At 72.1% G+C, this 19059-nt stretch carries 20 protein-coding genes; 4 read left to right on the plus strand and 16 right to left on the minus strand.

Annotated elements, in window-relative coordinates:
- Positions 1 to 67: 67 nt before the first annotated feature.
- The 5 genes from ABFJ78_RS13510 to ABFJ78_RS13530 form a co-directional block, all read right to left on the minus strand.
- Positions 68 to 532 carry an SRPBCC family protein gene (locus ABFJ78_RS13510; RefSeq protein ID WP_436386336.1) on the minus strand — a complete coding sequence of 155 codons (465 nt, stop codon included), beginning with the start codon at positions 530 to 532 and terminating at the stop codon, positions 68 to 70.
- Positions 529 to 846, minus strand: a complete 318-nt coding sequence (locus ABFJ78_RS13515; protein ID WP_436386338.1) for a metalloregulator ArsR/SmtB family transcription factor — start codon at positions 844 to 846, stop codon at positions 529 to 531. The genes ABFJ78_RS13510 and ABFJ78_RS13515 overlap by 4 nt, the downstream gene beginning before the upstream one ends.
- Positions 846 to 1232 (minus strand): VOC family protein, encoded by a 387-nt coding sequence (locus ABFJ78_RS13520; RefSeq protein WP_436386340.1) that lies wholly within the window; start codon positions 1230 to 1232, stop codon positions 846 to 848. Before ABFJ78_RS13520 ends, ABFJ78_RS13515 begins: the two co-directional genes overlap by 1 nt.
- Before the next feature lie 26 nt (positions 1233 to 1258).
- Positions 1259 to 2782, minus strand: coding sequence for an FAD-dependent monooxygenase (locus tag ABFJ78_RS13525; protein ID WP_436386342.1), 1524 nt, complete (start codon positions 2780 to 2782; stop codon positions 1259 to 1261).
- Between the two features lie 78 nt (positions 2783 to 2860).
- Positions 2861 to 3478: a TetR family transcriptional regulator gene (locus ABFJ78_RS13530; protein WP_436386344.1), complete on the minus strand. Its 618-nt coding sequence runs from the start codon at positions 3476 to 3478 to the stop codon at positions 2861 to 2863.
- A gap of 161 nt (positions 3479 to 3639) precedes the next feature.
- On the opposite strand from ABFJ78_RS13530, the gene ABFJ78_RS13535 reads away from it, so the two are divergent.
- Positions 3640 to 4983 carry an MFS transporter gene (locus tag ABFJ78_RS13535; protein WP_436386346.1) on the plus strand — a complete coding sequence of 448 codons (1344 nt, stop codon included), beginning with the start codon at positions 3640 to 3642 and terminating at the stop codon, positions 4981 to 4983.
- Positions 4984 to 5035: 52 nt separating this feature from the next.
- On the opposite strand, the gene ABFJ78_RS13540 is transcribed toward ABFJ78_RS13535, so the two are convergent.
- From ABFJ78_RS13540 to ABFJ78_RS13570, 7 genes are all read right to left on the minus strand, one after another.
- Positions 5036 to 6385: an SPFH domain-containing protein gene (locus ABFJ78_RS13540; protein WP_436386789.1), complete on the minus strand. Its 1350-nt coding sequence runs from the start codon at positions 6383 to 6385 to the stop codon at positions 5036 to 5038.
- A 91-nt stretch (positions 6386 to 6476) separates the two neighbouring features.
- Positions 6477 to 6965, minus strand: a complete 489-nt coding sequence (locus ABFJ78_RS13545; RefSeq protein WP_436386347.1) for an SPFH domain-containing protein — start codon at positions 6963 to 6965, stop codon at positions 6477 to 6479.
- A complete protein-coding gene (locus ABFJ78_RS13550; RefSeq protein ID WP_436386348.1) occupies positions 6962 to 7396 on the minus strand; it encodes an NfeD family protein in 435 nt (144 codons plus the stop codon). Before ABFJ78_RS13550 ends, ABFJ78_RS13545 begins: the two co-directional genes overlap by 4 nt.
- A gap of 84 nt (positions 7397 to 7480) precedes the next feature.
- A complete protein-coding gene (locus ABFJ78_RS13555) occupies positions 7481 to 8296 on the minus strand; it encodes a DUF3097 domain-containing protein (RefSeq protein WP_436386349.1) in 816 nt (271 codons plus the stop codon).
- Positions 8297 to 8346: 50 nt separating this feature from the next.
- Positions 8347 to 9231 (minus strand): phosphotransferase, encoded by an 885-nt coding sequence (locus ABFJ78_RS13560; RefSeq protein ID WP_436386350.1) that lies wholly within the window; start codon positions 9229 to 9231, stop codon positions 8347 to 8349.
- Positions 9216 to 10019 carry an SCO1664 family protein gene (locus ABFJ78_RS13565; protein ID WP_436386351.1) on the minus strand — a complete coding sequence of 268 codons (804 nt, stop codon included), beginning with the start codon at positions 10017 to 10019 and terminating at the stop codon, positions 9216 to 9218. Before ABFJ78_RS13565 ends, ABFJ78_RS13560 begins: the two co-directional genes overlap by 16 nt.
- A gap of 2 nt (positions 10020 to 10021) precedes the next feature.
- Entirely contained in the window at positions 10022 to 10597 is a 576-nt protein-coding gene (locus tag ABFJ78_RS13570) for a DUF3090 domain-containing protein (protein WP_436386352.1), read from the minus strand.
- Between the two features lie 76 nt (positions 10598 to 10673).
- Between ABFJ78_RS13570 and ABFJ78_RS13575 the strand changes: the two genes are divergently transcribed.
- From ABFJ78_RS13575 to ABFJ78_RS13585, 3 genes are read left to right on the plus strand one after another with little or no spacing between them, the layout of a single operon-like run.
- Entirely contained in the window at positions 10674 to 12593 is a 1920-nt protein-coding gene (locus ABFJ78_RS13575; RefSeq protein ID WP_436386354.1) for a prolyl oligopeptidase family serine peptidase, read from the plus strand.
- Positions 12590 to 13489 carry a S66 peptidase family protein gene (locus tag ABFJ78_RS13580; RefSeq protein ID WP_436386356.1) on the plus strand — a complete coding sequence of 300 codons (900 nt, stop codon included), beginning with the start codon at positions 12590 to 12592 and terminating at the stop codon, positions 13487 to 13489. The genes ABFJ78_RS13575 and ABFJ78_RS13580 overlap by 4 nt, the downstream gene beginning before the upstream one ends.
- The gene (locus ABFJ78_RS13585; RefSeq protein WP_436386357.1) at positions 13486 to 13887 is read left to right on the plus strand and encodes a TIGR03668 family PPOX class F420-dependent oxidoreductase; all 402 of its coding nucleotides are present in this window, start codon (positions 13486 to 13488) and stop codon (positions 13885 to 13887) included. The genes ABFJ78_RS13580 and ABFJ78_RS13585 overlap by 4 nt, the downstream gene beginning before the upstream one ends.
- On the opposite strand, the gene mptB is transcribed toward ABFJ78_RS13585, so the two are convergent.
- The 4 genes from mptB to ABFJ78_RS13605 all read right to left on the minus strand — a co-directional run bounded on the left by mptB (position 13884) and on the right by ABFJ78_RS13605 (position 19059).
- Positions 13884 to 15419, minus strand: a complete 1536-nt coding sequence (gene mptB, locus ABFJ78_RS13590; protein WP_436386358.1) for a polyprenol phosphomannose-dependent alpha 1,6 mannosyltransferase MptB — start codon at positions 15417 to 15419, stop codon at positions 13884 to 13886. The two genes, ABFJ78_RS13585 and mptB, sit on opposite strands and share 4 nt — an antisense overlap.
- Positions 15420 to 15491: 72 nt before the next feature.
- Positions 15492 to 17144, minus strand: coding sequence for a nickel ABC transporter ATP-binding protein NikE (nikE, locus tag ABFJ78_RS13595; protein ID WP_436386360.1), 1653 nt, complete (start codon positions 17142 to 17144; stop codon positions 15492 to 15494).
- Positions 17141 to 18037 carry an ABC transporter permease gene (locus tag ABFJ78_RS13600; RefSeq protein WP_436386362.1) on the minus strand — a complete coding sequence of 299 codons (897 nt, stop codon included), beginning with the start codon at positions 18035 to 18037 and terminating at the stop codon, positions 17141 to 17143. The genes nikE and ABFJ78_RS13600 overlap by 4 nt, the downstream gene beginning before the upstream one ends.
- Positions 18034 to 19059 carry an ABC transporter permease gene (locus ABFJ78_RS13605; protein WP_436386363.1) on the minus strand — a complete coding sequence of 342 codons (1026 nt, stop codon included), beginning with the start codon at positions 19057 to 19059 and terminating at the stop codon, positions 18034 to 18036. The genes ABFJ78_RS13600 and ABFJ78_RS13605 overlap by 4 nt, the downstream gene beginning before the upstream one ends.

Here is a 19059-nt window from a genome sequence, read left to right on the forward strand (position 1 = left end):
GCGCCGTTTGTCACCGATCCGGCTACAGCCACGGCCGATGACTTTCGCGGCAACGGTTCGCATTGCTCTACTTCCGACTGGGTCGGTCACGGGCCTCGTCGTCGATGGCGTCGAGCAACCGGGCCAGTGCGCGCGGCACGTGGGAGCGCCAGCCGCCGCCCATGATGCGCCGCGAGACGCGCTGGAGCTCGTCGTCGGGGTCGAAGCCCTCGTGGGTGAGGAAGAGCCGGGTGCCGGTGCCCTCCGGGACCAGCCGCCAGGTGACCGTCCACTGCGGACCCCAGCGGATGCTGAGCGTGCGCTCGGGCTCGACCTCCAGGACCTCGCACGCCACCGGGCCGCCGGCGAACCCGGCCGCGGGCACCGGCTCGGCCAGCAGCTCGAACCGGTGGCCCACCACGGGTTTGATGTCGTTCGGCATGTTGATCCACCGCTGCAGCAGGTCCGGTTCGGTGAGCGCGCGCCAGACCTTGCGGGCCGGGTGGGCGAGGAACTGGTCGACGTGGATCGCGGTCGGGTCGTCGTCGGTCACAGGTCCTCCTCGTCGAGCAGGTCGCGCAGGTTCGCGAGCTTGCTCCGCCAGAACCGCTCGTAGGGCGCGAGCCAGTCGGCGACCTCCTCGAGCGGGGCCGCGTCCAGACGGTAGACGCGGTGGCGGCCCTGCCGCTGCTCGCTGACCAGGCCGGCCTCCCGGAGCACCCGAAGGTGTTCCGAGAGACTGGGCCGGGCCATGTCGAACCGCTCGGCGATCGACCCCGCGGCCATCGGGCCGTCCAGCAGCAGCCGCAGGACCTCCCGCCGCGCCGGGCTGGCGAGGGCGGCGAAGACGTCGTCGTTGACCGGCATCAGTTCGGGACGTTGCCGAAGTCCGACGGCTGGAGCAGACCGATCGCGTGGCCGTCGAGGTCGTGGAACGACGTCGCCCGCCCCCACGGCCGCTCCTGCGGCTCGGCGACCTCGACGCCGGCCGCCCGCAACGCGGCGACGTCGGCGTCGAGGTCGGTGGTCTGCAGCTGGAAGTGCCGCGGACCCGGCTCGATCCCGGTGACCTGCTGGTCGGTCAGCACTACGCCCGTCTTCGCCCCCTTCGGCGCGACCATCACGAACCGGCCGCCTTCCGTCGTGCGGCGGTCGACGAGCGCTTCGAAACCGAGCTTGCCGACGTAGAAGTCGCGCGCGCGGGCGTGGTCGGCGACGGGCAGGGTCAGGAACTGCACGTGGGTGATCGTCATGGCGCCGACGATACGTAGGAGATCTCCTACATGTCAACGGGCGTGCCGAACCACCGTTCGAGAGCCGTCCGCAGCGCCTTCCGCTCGGTGTCGTCCGGCTCGGCCGAGCCGGACGCCCACGCGACGTAGCCGTCGGGCCGGATCAGCAACGCGGTCGCGTCCCCCTCCGCCTCTCCGGTGACGAGGTCGACGCGGTCGGTCCAGCCGCGCAGTTCCTCCCCGAGCGAGCCGGTGAAGTCCAGCAGCAGCGGCCGGGCGGTCCGGGTCAGCTCGGCCAGGCGGGTGCCGTCCGCCAGGACCAGGTCCGGGGCCCACCGGCCGTCGAGCGGGTGGGCGGTGGCCGGTTCGTAGCGGACGTCGGCGCCGGACATCAGGTCGGCGATGTGCTCGACCGTGCTCGGCAGCCGCAGCAGCTCGCCGAACAGCTCCCGCAGCGCCGTGACGTCGCTGCCGGGCGCGATCAGCGCCGACTGGGCCTGGGTGTGCATGACGACGCGCTCGGCGACCGGGCGGCGTTCGCTCTCGTAGGTGTCGAGCAGGCCGGCCGGCGCCCAGCCGTGCAGCTCGCCGGCGAGCTTCCAGCCGAGGCCGACGGCGTCCTGCAGCCCGAGGTTCAGGCCGGGGCCGCCGATCGCGGAGTGGACGTGCGCGGCGTCGCCGACCAGCAGGACACGGCCCTCGCGGAACCGGTCGGCCAGCCGGGTGTTGCGCCCGCGCAGCCGCCGCAGCAGGTGCGGCCCGTCACCCTCCGGCGGCCCGATCGGCAACGCGAAGCCGAGCACGCGCTCGATGCTCGCGCGCTGGTCGTCGAGCGTCATCGGCGGCTCGTCCGCGGGCTCCTCCTCGTCGGTCCACTCCATCGTCGTGACGAGCGGCCCGGTGGGGAACGGCGCGTAGACGAAGAGCCCGGTTTCGGTGCGGTAGTGGAAGAACGGCGGGATGACGCCGTGGCCGGGCACGTTCAGCCCGCCGGAGGCGGGGTCGACGAACTCCGCGGGGACGGTCGCGTTCGCGGTGATGGACAGGGTGCGGTCCTCGGTGACGCCGGGGAAGCCGATGCCGGCGAGCTTGCGGGTGATGCTGCGCCCGCCGTCGGCGCCGACGACGTACCGGGCGGTGAGCCGGCCCGGCCCCTGCGGTCCGGTGAAGTCGATCGTGACGGCGTCGGCGTCCTGAACCAGGCCGGTGAGCTCGTGACCCCGGCGGATTTCGACGCCGAGTTCGGCGGCGCGCTCGGCGAGCATCGCCGCGACCCGCCGCTGCGGCACGCCGAGGATGTGCAGCGAGTTGTGCTCGGGCAGCGTCAGGTCCAGGCGCATCGCCCCGAAGACGAACGCGGGGACGGGCGGCCCGATCGGGCCGGCGAGGCGGTCGTGCAGGCCGCGGCGGTCGAGCAGCCGCACGACCTGGCCGACCAGGCCGTTGGCGCGGTTCTCCTCGGTCGGCTCGGGCAGCCGTTCCAGCACGAGCGGGCGGATGCCGGCGAGGGCGAGTTCGCAGGCGAGCATCAGGCCGTTGGGCCCGGCGCCCGCGATGACGACGTCTTCCATGGCGGAACTCCTTGGAATGGAAGGAAAAGGGCATGACGAAGAAACCCGGCGACCCTGCCGGGCATGGAGCGGTGGGATTCAGCGCGGTTCGGGCAGGCCGGCGGCGAGCCGGCCGAAGACGTCCCGCAGGAGCTCTTCCATCGATTGCGGCCGGTCGGCAAGGAGCCACTGCTGCGTGACGGTGTTGAGCGCGGCGCCGACGACGCCCGCGACGAGCCGCGGGTAGACGTCCTTGGCCGCGTCGGTGCCGGTGCGTTCGGCGACGACGAGCGCGATCTCGGTCTCGGCCGCCGCGCCCGCCTTCTGGAACTCGCCCTGCAGTGCGGGTTCCGCGACCATCAGCCGCAGGCCTTCGACCCACGACTGCTCCGGCGGCCGCCCTTCGGTCACCGGCTCGCCGAGGGCGAACCCGGCCAGCGCGGCTTCGGTGATGGCCGTCCAGATCGGCTCGCCTTCCGGGCGTTGCCGCAGCGCCTCGGCGATCGCCCGGGCCCGGTCGTGGTGGCGGGCGACGATGGCTTCGCCCTTGCTGCCGAAGTAGTTGCTGAACGTCCGGGTGGAGACCCCGGCTTCGGCGGCGATGTCTTCGATCCGGACGTTGTCGTAGCCGCGTTCCACCGTGAGCCGGATGGCCGCCCAGCTCAGCGCGATGCGCGTCTCCTGCTTCTTGCGCTCACGCAGTCCTCGGGCGTCCATGGGACCAGCGTAGCTGAACTTGCCGAATCTGCAAAGTTGCAGATTCGGCAAGATTGAAGGGCTGTTCATCACCGACCGGACGAGATACCGGCCATCGATCGCCGAAACCGTCGACGGGCGTCACACTGTTGTGTGACATCAGTCACCGGAGGTGTTGCGAGATGGTCTTGGGCGACAACGGAGTCACTCACAAGGTGGAACCGGACAGCAAGTCCGGAAAGGTGCAAGTACGGCGTGCGGCGCTGGCGAGCGCGATCGGCACGACCATCGAGTGGTACGACTTCTTCCTCTACAACACCGCGGCGGCACTGGTCTTCCCGCACCTGTTCTTCCCGGCGTCGAGTGCCTACGCGGGCGCCATGCAGTCCTTCGCGACCTACGCGGTCGGGTTCGCCGCCCGCCCGGTCGGCGCCGCGATCTTCGGGCACTGGGGCGACCGGATCGGCCGCAAGGCCACGCTGATCGTCACGCTGCTGCTGATGGGCATCTCCTCCGGCATCGTCGGGATGCTGCCCGGGACCTCGGCCATCGGGTTCGCCGCGCCGCTGCTGCTGGTGCTGCTGCGGCTCATCCAGGGCATCGCGATCGGTGGCGAGTGGAGCGGGTCGGTGCTGCTCGCGATGGAGTGGGGCGACCAGCGCAAACGCGGGCTGCTGGGCAGTTTCGCGCAGATCGGCGTTCCGGTCGGGCTGGTGCTCGGCACGGGCGGGATGACGCTGCTGTCGGCGACCCTCTCCCCCGCGGCGTTCGACTCGTGGGGCTGGCGGGTCCCGTTCCTGCTCAGCCTGGTGCTCGTCGCGGTGGGCCTGGTGATCCGGCTGAAGATCCTCGAGACGCCGATGTTCGCGAAGCTGGTCGAGAACCGGCAGACCGCGCGGACGCCGGTGCTCGACGCGATCCGCCAGCACTGGCGCGAAATCCTGCTCTCGGCCGGCGTGCGCTTCAGCGAGCAGATGCCGTTCTACCTCTTCACCAGCTACGTGCTGATCTACGTCGTGTCGCGGCACGAGTTCAGCAAGACGTTCGTGCTCAACGCGGTCCTCGTCGGCGCCGCGTGCGAGCTGGCGCTGATCCCGTTCTTCTCGAACCTGTCCGACCGGATCGGCCGGAAGCGGGTGTACCTGGCGGGCGCGGTGTTCACCGCCGTGATCGCGTTCCCGTACTTCACCATCCTGGCGCACGGCAACCACGCGCTGGTGTTCGTGGCGGTGGTCGTGTCGTTCATCCCGCACGCGCTGCAGTACGGGCCGCAGGCGGCACTGATCGGCGAGAGCTTCCCGACGCACCTGCGCTACGGCGGCGCGGGGCTGGGCTACCAGCTGGCATCGGTGTTCGCGGGCGGGCCGGCGCCGCTGCTGGCGACGTGGCTGCTGCACACCACCGGGACGCCGTACTCGATCTCGGGCTACATCATCCTGTCGGCGGTGGTCACGGTGCTGTGCGTGATCTTCCTGCGGGACCGGTCGAAGGCCGACATCGACGACGTGACCGTGTACCAGCGCTGAAACGCCGTGAAGGCCACCTTGAGCTCAAGGTGGCCTTCACGGAGAACGAACGTCAGCGGCGCGGGCCGCCGAACGGGGGCTGCTGCGGGAACGGTCCGCTGCCCGGGTTCTGCGGGCCGCCGAACTGGCCCGGCGGCGGGGACTGCGGCGGCTGGCCCTGGTACTGGCCACCTTGAGGCGGTCCGGCCGGCGGCTGCGGCTGCGGGAGCGGCTGGCCGCTCTGCGGGGTCGGCGGGTTCTGCAGGGGCTGCGGCTGCTGCGGGGCCGGCGCGACCTCGGTGCCGCGTTCCTCGTCCGCCTCGGGCTCGGGCTGCTGTTGCACCGGACGCGGGATCGACGGCCGCACGGGCGGGGCCGACGGCGTCCCGAGGGCCGGGACCTCCTGGCGTGCCACGGCTTCCGCGGCCGCGACGGCTTCGGCGACCTTCGGGTCGCTCTTCGTCTCGAACCAGCTGGCGACCTCTTCGTCCTCGAGGTCGACCTTGTCCGGCACGGTGTCGTCCTTCGGCGGCTCGTAGCGGAACACGCCGTCGTCGCCGGGGGCGCCGAGCGCGCGGGCGAAGCCTTCGAGGGCCTTGCCGTAGTCGCTCGGGATCATCCAGACCTTGTTCGCGTCGCCCTGCGCCATCTGCGGCAGCGTCTGCAGGTACTGGTAGGCCAGCACCTCCGGCGTCGGGCGGCCGGCCTTGATCGCGGCGAACACCTTCTCGATCGCCTTCGCCTGGCCCTGCGCCTGCAGGTACCGCGCGGCGCGCTCACCCTGCGCGCGCAGGATCCGGGACTGCCGCTCGGCCTCGGCCGCGAGGATGGTGGCCTGGCGGGCACCTTCGGCCGACAGGATCTGGCTCTGCTTCTGGCCTTCCGCCGTCTTGATCGCGGACTCCCGCTGGCCTTCCGCGGTGAGGATCATGGCGCGCTTCTCACGGTCGGCGCGCATCTGCTTCTCCATCGAGTCCTGGATGGAGGGCGGCGGGTCGATCGCCTTGAGCTCGACGCGGCCGACGCGGATGCCCCAGCGGCCGGTCGCCTCGTCGAGCACGCCGCGCAGCTGCGTGTTGATCGAGTCGCGCGAGGTCAGCGTCTGCTCGAGGCTCATGCCACCGACCACGTTGCGCAGGGTGGTGGTGGTCAGCTGCTCGACACCGACGATGTAGTTGGAGATCTCGTACACCGCGGCGCGGGAGTCGGTCACCTGGAAGTAGACGACGGTGTCGATCGACACCGTCAGGTTGTCCTCGGTGATCACCGGCTGCGGCGGGAACGAGACGACCTGCTCGCGCAGGTCGATCCGGGCGCGCACCTTGTCCAGGAACGGCACCAGGAAGGTCAGCCCGGGCGAGGCCACCGTGCGGAACCGGCCCAGCCGCTCGATCACCGCCGACTGCGCCTGCGGCACGACCATGATCGCCTTGGCTACCGTGATGATCACGAAGAGAGCCAGTAAGACGACCACGACGATCGCTACTGTGGTGGTCAAGAGATCTTCCCCTTACCTAGTACCATTCTTGCGCGGTTGACGGTGGTCCGGGCGCCGCGGGCGGGCTCACCTCGAGCTTGAGCTCCTTCGCGGCGATGCCCCAGCGGCCGGTGGTGTCGTGCAGGACCGTCCACACTGTACGGTGCAGTTCCCCTGGTGCGGTGACGGCGCGCTCGCCGGTGGTCAGGCTCGCCTCCTGCCGCAGCGCGGTGGTGGTCAGCTGTTCGATCGCGATCGCCGGGTTGCCGATTTCGTAGGTCGCCAGCCGCGGGTCGGTGACGGCGAAGACGACTTCGAAGCCGATCAGCACTTCGCGGCCGTCGCCGGCTTCGATCGGGCGCGGTGGGGCGGTCAGCACCTGGTCGCCGAGGTCGACGCGGGCGCGGACCCGGTCGGCGAACGGCACGACGAAGTGGCGGCCGGGGCCGAGCACGGTGCGGAAGCGCCCACCGCGTTCGATCACCGCGGCCCGGCCTTGCGCGACGGTGACGAGGCCGAGGCTCACGGCTCGGCCGACACGACGGCGGTGGCGCCGGAGATCTCGACGACGGTGACGGACGTGCCGGGCTCGATCGGCGGGCTGTGCTCGGACAGGCTGCGCGCGGACCAGACGTCGCCGGCCAGCTTCACCTGCCCGGCCTCGTAGTCCACTGTGGACACGACGACGGCGCGGGCGCCGATCAGGGCTTCGATGCCGGTGCGGTGCCCGGACCCGGCGAGGAAGCGGCGCTTGAGCGCGGGCCGGACCAGCACGAGCATGCCGACGGAGGCGACGGCGAACACGGCGACGTCGATGAAGACGTTCCCGGTGAGCACGTCGGCTCCGGCGCCGAACAGCGCGCCGACGCCCAGCATGATCAGCACGAAGTCGCCGGAGAGGACTTCCGCGATCATCAGGGCGATGCCGACGACCAACCAGACCACTGCCCATGCCATGGGTCGATGCTCTCAGATCGCGCCGGTTCGCACCGGCGCGGTGACGGGTCGTAACCTTCGCGTGACCTTGGACAATTGGGACATTCAGCCCTCTTCCGTCGGCTCGGTGACGAAGTCGATGAGCCGTTCCACGGCCCCGATGAGCGGGGTCTCGAGGTCGCGGAAACTGCTCACCCCACTCAGGACACGTTGCCAGCCTTCGAAAGGTTGCCCCCAGCCGAGCGCGTCGCAGATCCCCTGCTTCCACTCGGTGCCGCGCGGGATCTTGGGCCACGCCTTGATCCCGACGGCCGCCGGGCGCACGGCTTCCCAGACGTCGATGTAGGGGTGGCCGGTGACCAGCACGTTCTCGTCGCGGACGGCCTCGACGAGCCGGGACTCCTTGCTGCCGGGCACGAGGTGGTCGACGAGCACACCCAGTCGACGCTCGGGCCCGGTGCCGAACTCGGCGATCCGGTCGGCCAGGACGTCGACGCCGTCGAGGGGCTCCACGACGACGCCTTCCACGCGCAGGTCGTGGCCCCAGACGCGTTCGACGAGCTCGGCGTCGTGCTTGCCCTCCACCCAGATGCGCGAGTCGCGGGCGACGCGGGCCTTCAGGCCTTGGACGCGGACCGAACCGGAGGCCGAGACCTGCCGGGCCGGGGCTTTCGCCGGGGCCCGGTACGGCACCAGCGTGACCGGCTTGCCCTCCAGCAGGAACCCGGCGGGGGCGAGCGGGAAGACGCGGTGGCGGCCCTTGGCGTCCTCGAGCACGACGTTCCCGTACTCGATCTTCACCACCGCGCCGCAGTAGCCGCTGGCCGGGTCCTCGACGACCAGGCCGGGTTCGGCGGGAACCTCGGGCACCTTCTTGCGGCGCGGGCCGGCGAGCACGTCGTCATACGAGTGGGAGCGCACGACCAGGGAACGTAGTGGTGATCGGCACGCGGACGGGTCATGCCACGCCGTCAGCGGGCGAGTTCGAGGACCCGGTCGGTGAACGGCGACGGCTCTCCGCGGCGCAAGGGCGCGAGCGCGATCAGCGGGGCCATCGCGACGCACCAGGCGCGGACGCGCTCGGCGTCGAAGTCCGTCACGTGCGGGGCGAGCGCGGCGATGCCGTCGTCGATCGTGCCGCCGGCGGCCATCGGGACGAACATCCAGTCGACGGCGTCGAGCGACGGGTCGCCGAGGCCGGGCCGCGGGTCGATGGCCACGGCGCCGCGGCCGGGTCCCGCGTCGAGGACGTTCGCCGGGTGCAGGTCGCCGTGGATGAGCGTGACCGGCCCGCTGGTGGCGAGTTCGAGCGCGCGCCGGCGGCCTCGCTCGAGGGTCTCGGCGCTCAGGTGCTCCGCGGCCGCCGTTTCGCGGCGACGGCGTTCGGAGAGGGTGAAGATGAATTCGATGCCTTCGGCCAGCCGCCGGAACTCGCCGGCGGGCTCGACCGAATGCAGCTGGTCGAGCATTTCGCCGAGCTGCGCCCAGGGGACGTCGCCGTCCAGCTGGGTGCCCGGGAGCAGGCCTTCCAGGAGGATCGCGTTGACGTCGAGGTCGGCGTCGAGAACCTGGACGACGCGGGAGCAGCCGGCCCAGGCGCTCAGCCCGGTGAACTCCAGGCGGGCGACTTCGGGATCCGGGGTCAGCTTGAGGACCCGCAGGTCGCCGCCGGGACCGGTGCACAGCAGCGTGCGGCCGGTGTTGCCGGGGCGGGCCTCGCGGACTTCGAGGTTCCACTTCGTGGTGAGCCGCGCGACCAGGTCCGGGAGCGCGTCGCACCAGGGTTCGGCCAGCTCGGCGCCGAAGCGGTCGGCCAGCCGCGCGCGAGCGGCGTCGTCGATCAGAACAGCGGCCACGGGATGGCGCGCCAGTCGTCGCCGGGTTCGGGGAAGATGCCCTCGGCGAGCAGCAGGTCGGTGCGCTCGGCCACGGCCCGGACCTCGAACTTCGTGATGTGTTCCGAGAGGGTCTTGCCAAGGCCGCCGTCGAGCTCCGACCGCAGCTTGCGCAGCTTCTCGACGGCGTCCGGCGGCACGGGCTCGCCGATCCAGCCCCACAGGACGGTCCGCAGCTTCGGGTCGGTGTGCAGGCAGATGCCGTGGTCGACGCCGTACACGCGGCCGTCGACGCCGGGCAGCAGGTGCCCGCCCTTGCGGTCGGTGTTGTTGACGACGATGTCGAGCACGGCGAGGTCGCGCAGCCCGGCGTGGTCGGCGTGGACCAGCACCGCGGGCTCGCCGAGCCGGTCGTGAGCGTGCAGCACCGGCCGCCAGCCGTCGGGGACCTCGTCGGGTGGGAGGACTTCGACGAGGTCGTCCTCGGTGGTCTCGACCCAGAGCTGGACCATGCCGGGGCCGAACGGGCCGTCGCGCAGCACGGTCGGCGGGATCGCGCCGAGGCCGGCGGTGTCGCTGATGATCGCGGTCGCGACCTCACGCCCGGCCAGGGTGCCGTCGGGGAAGTCCCACAGCGGCCGCTCCCCCGACACCGGCTTGTACACGACCCGGCCGGTGACGCCGTCGAGCTCGATGGCGCAGAAGAGCGTGACGTTGGAGGCGTCGACCAGGCGGCCTTCGACGTCGATGCGGCCGTGGGTGACCAGCTCGCGCGCCGCCGGGTCGGCCGGATCGGGGGTCGTGGCCATGGTCAGTCTTCGTCCGCGTCGGTCTCGCGCCGGTAGCCGTTCTGCCGGGGGCAGATGTGCCCGGCCGGGTCGAGCGGCTCCCCGCACAGCGGGCACGGTTTGCGGCCGGCGTTGACGACGCGGTCGGCGCGTTCGGCGAAGGCGCGGGCGGCGGCCGGGCTGAGGAAGACGCGGACGGCGTCCGGGCCCTCCTCGGTGTCGTCGAGCACGACCGTTTCGTCGACCTCGCCCTCGGTGATGGCGAGCAGCTCGATGACGACGGCGCTGCTGTCGGCGTCCCAGCCCAGGCCCATGGTGCCGACGCGGAACTCCTCCTCGACCGGCACGGTGAGGGGGTCGAGGTCGACGAGGTCGTCGGGGGCGTCGTCGGGGACGTCGGCGCCGAAGCGGCTGGCGACCTCTTCGAGCAGTGAGCCGAGGCGCTCCGCGAGGACGACGACCTGCTGCTTTTCGATGGTGACGCTGATGGTGCGCACGTCCTCGGAAGCCTGGAGGTAGAACGTGCGATCGCCGGGCTCGCCGACGGTGCCGGCGACGAACCGATCCGGCTGGCGGAAGACGTGGATTACGCGAGACATAGCACTGTCGACCCTAGGCCACGGGCGCATGATCGGCATCCGCCGCCCCACCTTCGCGGGCCGCTAGCCTCTGGGGGTGTCTCGGATCTCCCCGTACGGAACCTGGTCCTCGCCCATCACCGCCGCCGAGGTGGCCGCCGCCGGTGGCGGCCCGCAGTGGCTCGACGTCGTCTCCGGCGAGGTGTGGTGGGCCGAGGCGCGGCCCGGTGAGCAGGGCCGGGTCGCCCTGGTGAAGGCCGGTCCGGGCGGCACGGAGGACGTGCTGCCGGCGCCGTGGAACGTCCGCAACCGGCTGCACGAATACGGCGGCCGGCCGTGGGTGGTCGCCGGTGGTGTGGTGGTTTTCACGCACTGGGCGGATCAGCGCGTTTACGCCGTGGGCGAAACCGGTGTCGTGCCGATCACGCCGGAGCCGGCCGAGCCCCAGGGTGTCCGTTACGGCGACCTGCTGCCCGGGCGGCCGGGCGAGGTGTGGGCGGTGCGGGAGCGCAGTGTCGGGCCGCGTCCGACCGACGTCTCGCGGGACCTGGTGGCGATCGCCCTGGACGGCGGCGGCGAACGGGTACTGGCCGCGAGCCACCACTTCCTGACCGCGCCGAAGCTCGCGCCGGACGGGCGGCACGCGGCGTGGTTCGGCTGGGACCACCCGGCGATGCCGTGGGACGGGACCGAGCTGTGCGTCGCGCCCGTCGCCGCGGACGGAACCTTCGGGCCGCACCGCGTGCTGGCCGGCGGCGCGGACGTCTCGGTGTGCCAGGTCGAGTGGGAGACGCCGGCGTCGCTGCTGGCACTGCTGGACCCGGACGGCTGGTGGAACCTGCACCGCGTCGGCCTCGACGGGACCGCCGTGAACCTGGCGCCGGTGGAGCGCGAGCTGGGCGGGCCGCTGTGGAAGGCGGGGTCGCGGTGGTTCGCCCCGCTCGGCGGCGGGCGGCACGCGGTGCTCGTGTCGGGGCGGCTGGCCGTGCTCGACGAGGCGGACGGTTCGGTGACGCCGGTCGCGGACGAGCTGACGGCGTGGTCGTCGACGGGCTTCGCGGTGCTCGGCGACGCGGTCGCCGGGGTGGCCGGCGGCCCGGTCCGGGAGCCCGCGGTGGTGCGGGTGTCCCTCGACGGCGGGGTCACGGACCTGACGCCCCAGCCGGATCTGCCGTCGGCGTTCCTGCCGGTGCCGCAGGAGCGGGTGTTCACCACCGCCGACGGTGAAACCGTGCCCGTGGTGCTGTACCTGCCGGCGAACCCGGAGTTCACCGCGCCCGACGGCGAGCGGCCGCCGCTGCTGGTGCACGTCCACGGCGGGCCGACCGGGCAGTACCTGCCGCTGCTGGACCTGGAGCTGGCGTACTTCACCAGCCGGGGCCTCGCGGTGGCGGCGGTGAACTACGGCGGGTCGACCGGGTTCGGGCGCGCCTACCGGGAGCGGCTGCGGGAGCAGTGGGGCGTGGTCGACGTCGCGGACTGCGTCGCGGTGGCCGAGGCGCTGGTGGCGGCCGGGCTGGCCGACGGTGACCGGCTGGCGATCCGGGGCGGCAGCGCGGGCGGGTTCACCGCGGCCGCGTCGCTCACGACGACGAAGACCTACCGGGCGGGCACGGTGATGTACCCGGTGCTGGACTTGGCCGGGTGGACCGGCACCGAGGGCGACACGCACGACTTCGAGTCGCGGTACCTGGACGGGCTGATCGGGACGCTGCCGTCGGCACGGCAGCGGTACGTCGAGCGGTCGCCGCTGGCGAACTCGGCGGCGCTGGCCGGGCCGGTGCTCTTCCAGCAGGGCCTGGAGGACCGGATCTGCCCGCCGGAGCAGGCCGACCGGTTCGTGGCCGGGCTGGAAGGACGCGGGATCCCGTACGCCTACCAGCGGTTTCCCGGGGAGCAGCACGGGTTCCGGCAGGCGTCGACGATCGTGGCGGCGTTGGAGGCGGAGCTGTCGTTCTACGGCCAGGTGCTCGGGTTCGAGACGCCGGGTGTCGCGAAGCTGGAGCTGTCGCGGTGAGGCCGCCTCGGTTGCGAGCGGGCGACACGGTGGCGCTGGTGGCGCCGGCCGGGCCGGTGCCGGCGGACCTGCTGGAGAAGGCGGTGCCGGTGCTGCGCGGCTGGGGTGTCGAGCTGCGGATCGGGCCGTGCGTGCGTTCTTCGCCCGGATCGCCGCCCTATCTGTCCGGTTCGGACGCGGCGCGGGCGGCGGAGTTCACCGAGGCGTGGCTGGACCCGGGCGTGCGGTGCGTGCTGGCCGCCCGCGGCGGCTACGGCGTGCAGCGGATGCTGGACCTGGTGGACTGGGCGACGTTGCGGGAAGCGGGCCCGAAGGTGCTGGCGGGGTCGTCGGACATCACGGCGCTGCACCGGGCGGTGAACGTCCACTTGGGACTGTCCACTTTGTTCTCGCCGATGCCGGCGAGCGTGCTGTTCGACGACTTCGCGGTCGAGCACCTGCGGCGGTCGTTGTTCGAGCCCGAGCTGAACGTGGTGGTGCGCGGCGGTTCGGCGTTGGTGCCGGGCCGGGCGTCGGGCGTGTTGACGGGCGGGAACCTGTCGCTGCTGGCCGCGGGGATCGGGACGCCGGAGCAGGGGTCGGCGCGGGACGCGGTGGTGCTGCTGGAGGACGTCACGGAGAGCGTGTACCGGCTGGACCGGATGCTGACGCAGCTGCTGCGCAGTGGCTGGTTCGCCGGGGTCCGCGGGATCGTGCTGGGGTCGTGGGCGGCGTGCGGGGATCCGGCGGAGGTGCGGGCGCTGCTGCTGGACCGGCTGGGGCCGTTGGGGGTGCCGGTGGTGGAGGAGTTCGGGTTCGGGCACGTGGCGTCGTCGCCGACGCTGCCGCTGGGCGTACCGGTGACCTTGGACGCGGACCTGCGGACGCTGACGTTCGACACCCCGGCGCTGACGTGACTCCCGACGAGGCTCGTTCCCGGTTCGCGCAGGCACGGATCGCGCGGCTGGCGACGGCGTCGGCGGCCGGGGTGCCGCACCTGGTGCCGGTGACGTTCGCGGTCCGGGGTGATCAGGTGGTGTTCGCGGTGGACCACAAGCCGAAGTCTTCGGTGGCGTTGCGGCGGCTGCGCAACATCGAGGAGAACCCGGCGGTGTGCTTCCTGGCCGACGGCTACGACGAGGACTGGTCCCGGCTGTGGTGGGCCCGGGCGGACGGCACGGCTCAGGTGCTGCCGCCGGGTTCCGGTCCGGTTTCGTGGCTGGTCGAGAAGTACTCGCAGTACGCGGACCGGCCGCCGGAGCACGCGGTGGTGGTCACCGAGGTGCGGCGATGGAGCGGCTGGACGGGTTCCTAGTCGCGGAGGAACTTCTCCGGGCGGCGCCAGGCGTCGATGAGCCCCAGCGGGTCCGGGCGCAGGAGCGAAGCCGCCGCGTACAAGCTCGCCAGCACGACCCCGGCGATGAACCACCAGTCGTACAGGGCCTGCTCGCCCGTCGGGTAGTACACCAGCGTCACGAACACCGACACCGCCACCACCAGCGCCAGGTGGCGGGGTTGCCACTTGAACGCCGACAGGAGCACGAAACCCCAGGTCAGGTACCACGGCAGGGTCGGCGGCATGAGGATCGCGACCGCGAGCAGGGAGATGCCCGCCCGGTAGACCGCCTCCGTGCCGCCGCCGCGGCCGAGCCACCACTGGCGGATGCCGAAGCCGATCAGGACCAGCATGCCCGCCGCGCGGGCGACCGTCACGAACGGGGACACCTGGACGTCCACGACGATGTGGACCAGGTTGTAGAACACCTCGCCGATGCCGGTGGGGATGTTCAGCCAGTTCGCGATGAGCTGTGGAGCCTTGAGCCCGGACCACCAGCCCATGTTCAACGAGCCCAGTGAGATCCAGGTGCCCGCGACGAACACCGGCAGGAACAGCCCGACCGACGCCGCGCCGGCGCGCAGGAAGTTGCGGACCTTCGACTCGCCTTCGAGGTGGTTGGCCCACATCCAGACGATGAACGGCAGCGCGATCGCGGCCGTCGGTTTGATCAGCATGCCGATCGTGACCAGGACGACCGCGGCGACGTGCTTGCGTTCCAGGGCGGCGAGGACGCCGATGGTGAGGAACGCGAGCATCATCAGGTCGTTGTGCGGGCCGCCGAAGAGGTGGATCACCATCATCGGGCTGGCCACCGCGAGCCACAGCGCGACCGGGAGCTTGCCGCCGAGGTGCTTGACCAGCCGCGGGAGCGCCCACAGCGTCCCGGCCAGGCCTGCCAGCAGCACGACGCGCATGAGGATGACGCCGAGGATCATGTTGTCGCCGGTGATGGCGACGACGCCCTTCGAAATGAGCAGGAACAGCGGCCCGTACGGCGCCGGCGTGGTCTGCCAGAGCGGGTGGACGTTCTGCACGACGTTCGGCAGCACGTCGAGCTCGGCGGGGCCGTTGGCGTACGGGTCGAGCCCGTAGAGCAGCTGGGCGCCCTGGCCGAGGTAGGAGAAGACGTCGCGGGTGAACAGCGGCGGCGAGATGAGCAGCGGCGCCATCCAGCACCCGGCGGCGACCAGGATGGGCCTGCTGCCGACGCGGCCGAGCAGCACGTAGCGGCCGAGCCGGACCCACGCCCACACGACGAGGCCGAAGCCGGTGTAGAGGACGGCGTTGGCGAGCATGCGCCCGTGGCCGTAGCGGATCCACGAGAGCGGGCCGTGGCCGAGCACGGGGTCCTTGATCAGGATGCCGCCGGCGCCGAAGGCCGCGAGCATGAGCAGCGTGCTGCCGACCGTCCCCATGGCGATCGTGCGGTACGGGAATCGCGAGGGCACGCGGAGCCGCTCGGCCAGTCCGGCCGAGGGCGTCTGAGTGGGGTCGGTGGTGGTCGCCATTTCCGTTCGGAGATTACACACCGCGCTCGCGCGGGGTTCCCGCAGTGTCAGGTTTCGGGCGGCGGGCGCGGGTCAGGTTTCGACGGTACGGCGCTGGGCCGTGCCGCCGGGGAGGGCGGCCAGCAGGGACTTCGTGTACTCGTGCCGCGGGTCGAGCAGGACCTGTTCCACCGTCCCGGTTTCGACGAGCTCGCCGCGGTACATCACGGCGACGCGGTCGGCGATGTTCCAGGCCAGGCCCAGGTCGTGGGTGATCACCAGGGCGGCGAGGCCGAGTTCGCGCCGCAGCCGCAGCAGCAGCCCGAGGATCTCGCCGCGCACGGACGCGTCCAGCGACGCGACCGGTTCGTCGGCCACCACCACCGACGGCTCGAGGGCCAGAGCGCCGGCGATGACGACGCGCTGGCGCTGGCCGCCCGACAGCTGGTGCGGGAGCCGGTCGGCGTACTTCTCCGCCGGCCGCAGCTCCGCGGCCTCCAGGGCCCGGTGGACGACCGCGCGCTCGTCGGCGAGCTTGTGGATCCGGGGGCCTTCGGCGACGGCCTCGTACACCGTGTGCGCCGGGTTCAGCGCGCTGGTCGGGTCCTGCAGCACCAGCTGGACCTGGCGGCGGTAGGCCTTGAGGCCCGCTCCCCCCGCCGGGACGGGCTTGCCGTCGTAGCGGACCACGCCGGAGTCGGGTTTCTGCAGGCCGAGCAGGGTCCGGGCGAGCGTCGTCTTGCCCGAGCCGGACTGGCCGACCAGGGCGACGATTTCGTCGCGCGACACCGTGAGGTCGACGCCGGCGACGGCGTCGATGCGCTTGCCGGTGCGGTCGCGGAAGGACACCCGCAGGTTCTCCGCGGCCAGCAGCGGCTCGCCGCCCACCACCCGGTCCGCGGGTTCGGGCGGCAGCGGGGTGCTGGTGGCCGGGGCGAAGCGGGACAGCGGGTCGCCGACCGTGGGGAACGCCGCGGCCAGCGCCCGGGTGTGCTCGTGCTTCGGGGCACCCATCACCTCGGCGCTGAGCCCTTCCTCGACGATCTGCCCGTCGTACATCACGGCGATGCGCTGACAGGTCGCCGCGAGGACGGACAGGTCGTGGCTGATCATGATCAGGCCGATGTCCTGCTCGGCGACCAGCCGCGAGAGCAGGGCGAGGACCTGGGCCTGGACGATGACGTCCAGCGCCGTGGTCGGCTCGTCGGCGATGATCAGCCGGGGCGAGCACGCCAGGGCCATGGCGATCATGACGCGCTGCTTCTGCCCGCCCGAAAGCTCGTGCGGGTAGGCGCCGGCCCGGCTCGGCGGCAGGTCGACCTGGGTGAGCAGCTCGGCGACGCGGGCGTCGACCTGGGCGTCGGTGAGCGCGCCGCCCGCGGGCGGGTGCAGCCGCAGCGGCTCGGCGATCTGCTCGCCGATCCTGCGGACCGGGTTGAGCGCGTGCATGGCGCCCTGGAACACCACCGACGCCTCGGCCCAGCGGACCGCGCGCAGGCGGCCCCACTTCATGGCGGTGACGTCTTCGCCGTCGAGGACGATCTCGCCGGTGATCTTCGCCGTACGCGGCAGCAGGCGCAGCACGCTCATCGCGACCGTGGACTTGCCCGAGCCGGATTCGCCGGCGACGCCGAGGGTGCCGCCGGGGTCGAGGGTGAGGTCGACGCCGCGGACGGCGGGCACCTCCTGCTCGCCCACCGCGTAGGTGACGTTGAGGTCCTTGAGCTGCAGCAGCGGGGTGGTCACTTCTTCAACCTCGGGTTGAACACGGTCTCCAGGCCCCGGCCGACCAGGGTGAAGAAGAGGACGACGAGGACGATCGCGATGCCCGGCGGGAGCACGTTCCACCAGGCGCCGCGGCTGATGGCGCCGTTGTTGAGCGCGCTCTCGAGCACCAGGCCCCAGGTGACGGAGTTGGGGTCGCCGACACCCAGGAACGACAGGGTCGCGTCGGCGATGACGGCGTTGCCGACGACCAGCGTGGTGTTGGCGAGGACCAGGGGCATCACGCCGGGCAGGACGTGCTTGCCGATGACGTGCAGGTGGCCGCCGCCGAGGGCGTGGGCGCGCTCGATGTAGGGGCGGCTTTCGATGGTCAGCGTCTGGGCCCGGACCAGCCGGGCGGTGCTGGGCCAGGCGGTGAAGCCGATGGCGAGGATGATCGTGCCGACGCCCTTGGGCAGCACCGCCGAGAGCGCGATCGCGAGGATCAGCGAGGGCAGGACCAGGAAGAAGTCGGTGAACCGCAGCAGCGCCGCCGACACCCAGCCGCCGAAGTGCGCGGCGGTGATGCCGATCAGCGTGCCGATGACGACCGACAGCAGCGCCGCGGAGAACCCGACGAGCAGGGAGATCCGGGTGCCCCAGATCGTCATGAGCAGCACCGAGCGGCCGAAGTTGTCGGTGCCGAGCCAGAAGTCGCCGGTGGGCGGGCTGAGCGGCTCGCCGGTGGCCTTGGTGACGTCGAGGCCGCTCTGGTCGCTGATCAGCGGCAGCAGCAGGGCGACGACGACGGTGGCGCCGAGCAGGACCAGCCCGGCGAGCGCGGCGCGCTGGGCGGCGAACTCCCGCCAGGTCCGGGCGAGCGACGCGCGCCGGCGGTGCCAGGCGATCTGCCGGGGTGTCTCGGCGGTGGTCATGAGGTACGCACCCTCGGGTCGAGCACGCGGTAGAGCAGCTCCGCGAGCAGGTTCATCAGCACGACGGCGCTGGCCAGCACGGTGAACACGCCCTGCAGCACGGGCAGGTCGGGCCCGTGCAGGGCGTCGTAGGTCAGCTGCCCGAGCCCGGGCCAGCTGAACACGGCCTCGACGGTGACCGCGCCGGCGACGACCTGGCCGAACTGCATGAACACCAGCGTGGTGGTCGGCAGCAGGGCGTTGGGGACGGCGTGGCGGCGGCGGACGAGGTCGTCGCGCAGGCCCTTGGCGCGGGCGGTGGTGAGGTAGTCGGCGTTCATCTCCCCCAGCAGCGACGACCGCATGATGAGCATGTACTGGGCGTAGAACACCGCCAGCAGCGTCACGCACGGGAGCACCAGGTGGTGCAGGACGTCGAGGGTCTGGGAGAAGACGTCGGGCGCGGCGTCCGGGGAGTGCATGCCGCGGCTGGGGAACAGGCCGCCCGTCACCACGAGCAGCATCAGGCCGAGCCAGAACTGCGGGACCGACCAGAGGGTCAGCGCGACCCCGGTCTGGGCGCGGTCGAAGAAGCTGTCGCGGCGCCAGGCGGCGCGGATGCCCAGCCACAGGCCGATGATGACGGCGAGGACGGTGGCGCTGCCGACGAGCAGGATGGTCGGCCAGAGCCGTTCGCCGATCATGTCGGCGACCGGGCGGCCGTTGTTGAGCAGCCGGGACTCGCCGAGGTCGCCGTGCAGCAGGTTCCAGAAGTACTGGCCGAACTGGACGAAGACGGGCTTGTCGACGCCCATCTTCTCGCGCAGCTCGGCGATCTGCTGGGGGCTGGTGACGCGGTCGCGGGTCATCGCCGCGACCGGGTCGCCCGGCAGCATCCGGAAGAGGAAGAAGAACAGCACGATCACCAGCAGGACGCTGACGACCGCTTCGAGGATCTTCGTGAGCACGAACCGGGCGGTGCCGGTCCCGCCGCGGTGCTCGTCGGGGTCGACGAGCACCGCGGCCTGGTCGGGCGTGGTCAT

Origin of the sequence: Amycolatopsis sp. MEPSY49, from assembly GCF_051337345.1 — a bacterium.
GTDB lineage: Bacteria > Actinomycetota > Actinomycetes > Mycobacteriales > Pseudonocardiaceae > Amycolatopsis.